Genomic DNA, 4323 nt, shown 5'->3' with positions numbered 1-4323 from the left:
GTCAGGTTGAGTTTCACCACATCGCCGGCATGCTCGATATTGCCCGAGCACAGCACTACCGCAGCGGTCGGAACAGGACGAGTATAAGGCAGTTTGGGAGCAATGGTCTTTGATGACGACCAGTCCTTTCGACCGCCCCGCTTTGAGCATTCCATTCTTCTCTATCATTCAGACGGATGGCCGCCATCCATGCGGAGATCATGGCCAAGCCCATCGAATATGAAACCCTGGTTGCCGCCATGGGGAGCCTGCATTCAGGAGGGCATCGCCAGCGTGCGGTAGTTGCCCGGGCGATCACCAGACCTGTTGCGTGAACAGACGAACTACGCAAACGAGGTCGGCAAGCATCTTTCCCGATAACGTCTGCTGTCGCGCGGAAACGATCACGGTCCCAAAGCCGATGGCGACAACGCGGTTCGCCGGCTGGAGGCAGCAACGTTCCTCTTCACTCGCGTCGACTATATCGCGCAAGACGGCTCCGAATGGATATTGCAGCGCGATCCCGACGAGACCTTCCAACGGCGCCAACAACTCTTCTCGGCGTTTATTGATTATCCGTCCCGTGCAACGAGCAAGCAGACCCTCGCGATCGCACTTATGCCTGATGGTTAATACAAGCAGAAAAGTTTTTATTCTACACACGCCCTCACGCACTGGATGAACTTCCGCCCAAGATCGCACGTCGGTTGAATGGCTGAGGTTAACTCCGAATATAGCAAACCCCAGTAGGCATATCGGGAGGAGGCGGCGGAATCATGCGGTTGGATGCACCCACGTTGTTTGTCTTTACGCTCATGGTCATGGCCGTGATTGCGCTGCTTCTCCTTTGGGCGTGGTTTCAAAACAAACGCATTAAGGTGCTCGCATGGTGGGGAGTAGCAATGCTCCTGGAATCGCTGGGCACCGCACTGGTTTTTCTTCGTGGCCTCACCCCGGACTGGCTGAGCATCAACTTGGCCAACGCATTCCTGTTTTTCGCCTATGGGCTGATCTGGAGCGGCGCGCGCTTATTCAATGAGCGGCCGGTCCATCCAAGTTTCGCATTTGGGGCGGGGGTGTGGCTTCTAGCCTGCCAATTCGACCACTTTTACGCGTCACTGCCGGCGCGGGCGAGTCTGTTCTCAATCCTCATCGGCAGTTACGCGCTGCTGGCGGCACGCGAATTCTGGCGAAGTAAAGAGCCCCTAGCATCGCGCCCGGCTATCGCAACCTGGCTAACAATACATGCCCTCATATTCTTTGCTCATACACCAATCTTGTTGCTCAGCCCACCGGCTTCGGGCAGCATTCAGCCTCTGGGTGAGCCTTGGTTTGTTTTTATTGCTTTTCAGGGATCCCTTCATAACGTGGTAGCCGCGTTTTTACTCCTCGCCATGGTGAAGGAGCGCATCGAGTTGCGCTACAAGACAGCCTCTCGGACCGACCCGCTGACCGGCGTGTCCAATAGGCGGTTTTTTGTAACTTCGGCAAAGCGTATCATGGAACGAGCCGGCCGGGGTAAGTCTGGGGTCGCTCTGCTGTTGTTCGACCTGGATCATTTCAAGAAGATCAATGACAGCTGCGGGCATCAATTCGGTGATGAGGTACTAAAAACCTTTTGCCGTACCGCATCATCGCATCTGCGTCCCACTGATTTGATCGGGAGGCTCGGTGGTGAAGAATTTGCAGTGCTTTTGCCTGGAGTGGATGCTGTCGGCGCACATAGAGTGGCCGAACGGATTCTTGCCGCCTTCCGAACTGCAGGGCAGAACATTGACGGTAGCTTGGACATCACTGCCAGCGCAGGAATTGCGGCATCGGGCGCTGGATATTCTTCATTCGATGATCTATTTACTGCGGCCGATCGCGGGCTCTACAAGGCCAAGGAGGCCGGCCGCAATCGAGTGGAAGAAGGCGATCGCCACTTCGAAAGTAAGCATCCGGCGAGGGCCGCAGAAATCAGGGTCGCCTGTGCTCAGGGATGCGGTCGCGGAGGCATTTGACTGCATATGGGGTAAAGGCGCGGGTAATGGACGCACGCTGCCGCATGCCGCCCGACATCTGGCTCGGGCGCGCATCGGCAAATTCGGCAAGGCCAACAAGCTCGATCAGCGCCTTTACCCTTGCATGGTCGACTGCCTGGCCGGCAACGCGAAATGGAAGTGCAACATTTTCAGCGACAGGCAGCCAGGGAAGCAGCGTATGGTCCTGGAATGCAACACCCAGTTGGTGGCGCCTGGCAAGGTCGGCAGGGTTTGCGCCCATCACTGACATACTGCCCGAGGTCGGCGTATCCAGCGAGGCGAGCATTCGCAATATGGTGCTTTTGCCGCGGCCTGACGGACCGAGGATGGCCAGAAACTGCCCGCTTGGCCGCCCGGCGAAGCTTGGAGTTCAGCGTTTCGATGGAATTTGTAACTGGTACGAGATTCCTGGTGCCGAAGTCCGGCTGCGTTTTTTGTGATCGAGGCGCCTGGTGCGACCAGCCGCCGATACATTGATAACGATCAGGGTTAACGTCCACGGGCAATTTGTGTGCTACAAACTGCGCCACATATAGTGCTGCCCAGGCTCGACGTTCCCTTGCTAAGTCATTGAAATGCTTAACTGTACCGAACTTACTCGATTCCCGCTACCCGCTCCATCGGCGCTTTCTCGGTATTGATTTCATTACGTAATTTTTGTGAAAACAACCCAATGGCAGGCCATAGGGCGGGTTGTTTGCGCCTGAATCTGTGACGGGCTCTGTCGTTTAAAGCGTGCGGCGAATCTTTCGGATTCGCTCCGCACGCAGATTGGCGGGGCGCCCGCTTCGTGATTCAGATGCCGCCCAGCGCCAGATATTTGATCTCCAGATATTCCTCGATGCCGTATTTCGAGCCTTCCCGGCCGATGCCGGATTGCTTGACGCCGCCGAAAGGGGCGGCCTCATTGGCGAGCGCGGGGGTGTTGACGCCCACCATGCCGGCTTCGAGCGCCTCGCCGACGCGGAAGATGCGGCCCATGTCGCGGGCATAGAAATAGGCTGCGAGGCCGAATTCGGATTGGTTGGCCATGGCCACGCCCTCGGCCTCGTCCCTGAAGGTGATGATGGCAGCCAGCGGCGCGAAGGTTTCCTCGTGCGCCACCTTCATGGCCTGCGTCACCCCGGTGATCAGGGTCGGCTCGAAGAAGGTGCCGCCCAGCGCCGACGGCTTGCCGCCCCGGAGCAGCTGTGCGCCCTGGGCGAGGGCATCCTGCACATGCTCCTGCATCTTGGCCACGGCGCGCTCGTCGATCAGCGGGCCGACAGTGACGTCCGGCTCGGTGCCCCGGCCCAGCCGCAGCCCGTCCATGCGCGCCTGCAGCTTTTGGGTGAAGGCCTCGGCCACATTTTCCTGCACATAGATGCGGTTGGCGCAGACGCAGGTCTGGCCGGCATTGCGGAATTTCGACAGCAGCGCCCCTTGGGCAGCGGCGTCCAGATCGGCATCGTCGAAGACGAGGAAGGGCGCATTGCCGCCCAGTTCGAGCGACAGGCGCTTGACCTGGTCGGCCGCTGCCTTGATGAGCCAGCGCCCCACCTCGGTGGAGCCGGTAAAGCTGATCTTGGCGATATCGGGATGGGAGGTGATGGCGGTTCCGATCTCGCGGGCTGGGCCGGTAATTACTGAAAAAATCCCCGCCGGCACGCCGGCGCGCTCGGCCAGAACGGCCAGGGCCAGGGCCGAAAGCGGCGTCTGGCTGGCGGGCTTGAGGATCATGGCGCAGCCGGCCGCCAGCGCCGGGCCGGCCTTGCGGGTAATCATGCCATTGGGAAAGTTCCACGGGGTGATGGCGGCGCAGATGCCAATGGGCTGCTTCATCACCAATATGCGCTGGCTGGCATTGGGCCCGGCCATGAAATCGCCCTCGACGCGCTTGGCCTCCTCGGCGAACCATTCCAGATATGCCGCATTGGAGGTGATCTCCGCCCGCGCTTCGGCCAGCGGCTTGCCCTGCTCGGCGGTAAGGATCTGCGCCAGATCTTCGACATGGGCCAGGATCAACTCGTACCAGCGGCGCAGCACGGCGGCGCGCTCCTTGGCAGGCCTTGCGGCCCAGGCCGGCATCGCCGCCTTGGCGGCGGCTACGGCCTCGTTGACCGCCTCGGCGCCCAGGCTTGGCACATGGGCAATGAGCGCATTGTCGAAGGGATCTCGCACCGCGATGGCATTGTCGCCGGGCCCGACCCAGACCCCGCCGATCAGGCAGTTCTGGGTGAGCAGGCTGGGATCGGCGAGCTTGAGCGCCTGGGTCATGAGACGATCTCCTTGGCAAGAGTGAACAGCGGCGGCAGGCATAGTGCCAGCCCGGACAGCAGCA

The 4323-nt window shown here is 60.0% G+C and carries 3 protein-coding genes; 1 reads left to right on the top strand and 2 read right to left on the bottom strand.

The features are described from left to right. Window positions 1-755: 755 nt before the first annotated feature. On the top strand, window positions 756-1982 hold the full coding sequence (locus VDP82_RS14550) for a GGDEF domain-containing protein (protein ID WP_323015557.1): 1227 nt from the start codon (window positions 756-758) through the stop codon (window positions 1980-1982). Here VDP82_RS14550 and VDP82_RS14545 read toward each other — a convergent pair. After that, window positions 1939-2337: an ATP-binding cassette domain-containing protein gene (locus tag VDP82_RS14545; protein ID WP_323015558.1), complete on the bottom strand. Its 399-nt coding sequence runs from the start codon at window positions 2335-2337 to the stop codon at window positions 1939-1941. The genes VDP82_RS14550 and VDP82_RS14545 overlap by 44 nt on opposite strands. 461 nt (window positions 2338-2798) lie before the next feature. Beyond that, window positions 2799-4259: an NAD-dependent succinate-semialdehyde dehydrogenase gene (locus VDP82_RS14540; RefSeq protein WP_323015556.1), complete on the bottom strand. Its 1461-nt coding sequence runs from the start codon at window positions 4257-4259 to the stop codon at window positions 2799-2801. Window positions 4260-4323 lie beyond the last annotated feature (64 nt).

Origin of the sequence: Devosia sp., from assembly GCF_034675085.1 — a bacterium.
In the GTDB taxonomy this organism is placed as follows: Bacteria; Pseudomonadota; Alphaproteobacteria; order Rhizobiales; family Devosiaceae; genus Devosia.
This window is presented reverse-complemented; position numbering and strand designations above follow the sequence as displayed.

Coding starts and splice junctions, on each gene's coding strand:
- VDP82_RS14550 (WP_323015557.1), top strand. CDS start 756: ATGCGGTTGGATGCACCCACGTTGTTTGTCTTTACGCTCATGGTCATG.
- VDP82_RS14540 (WP_323015556.1), bottom strand. CDS start 4,259: ATGACCCAGGCGCTCAAGCTCGCCGATCCCAGCCTGCTCACCCAGAAC.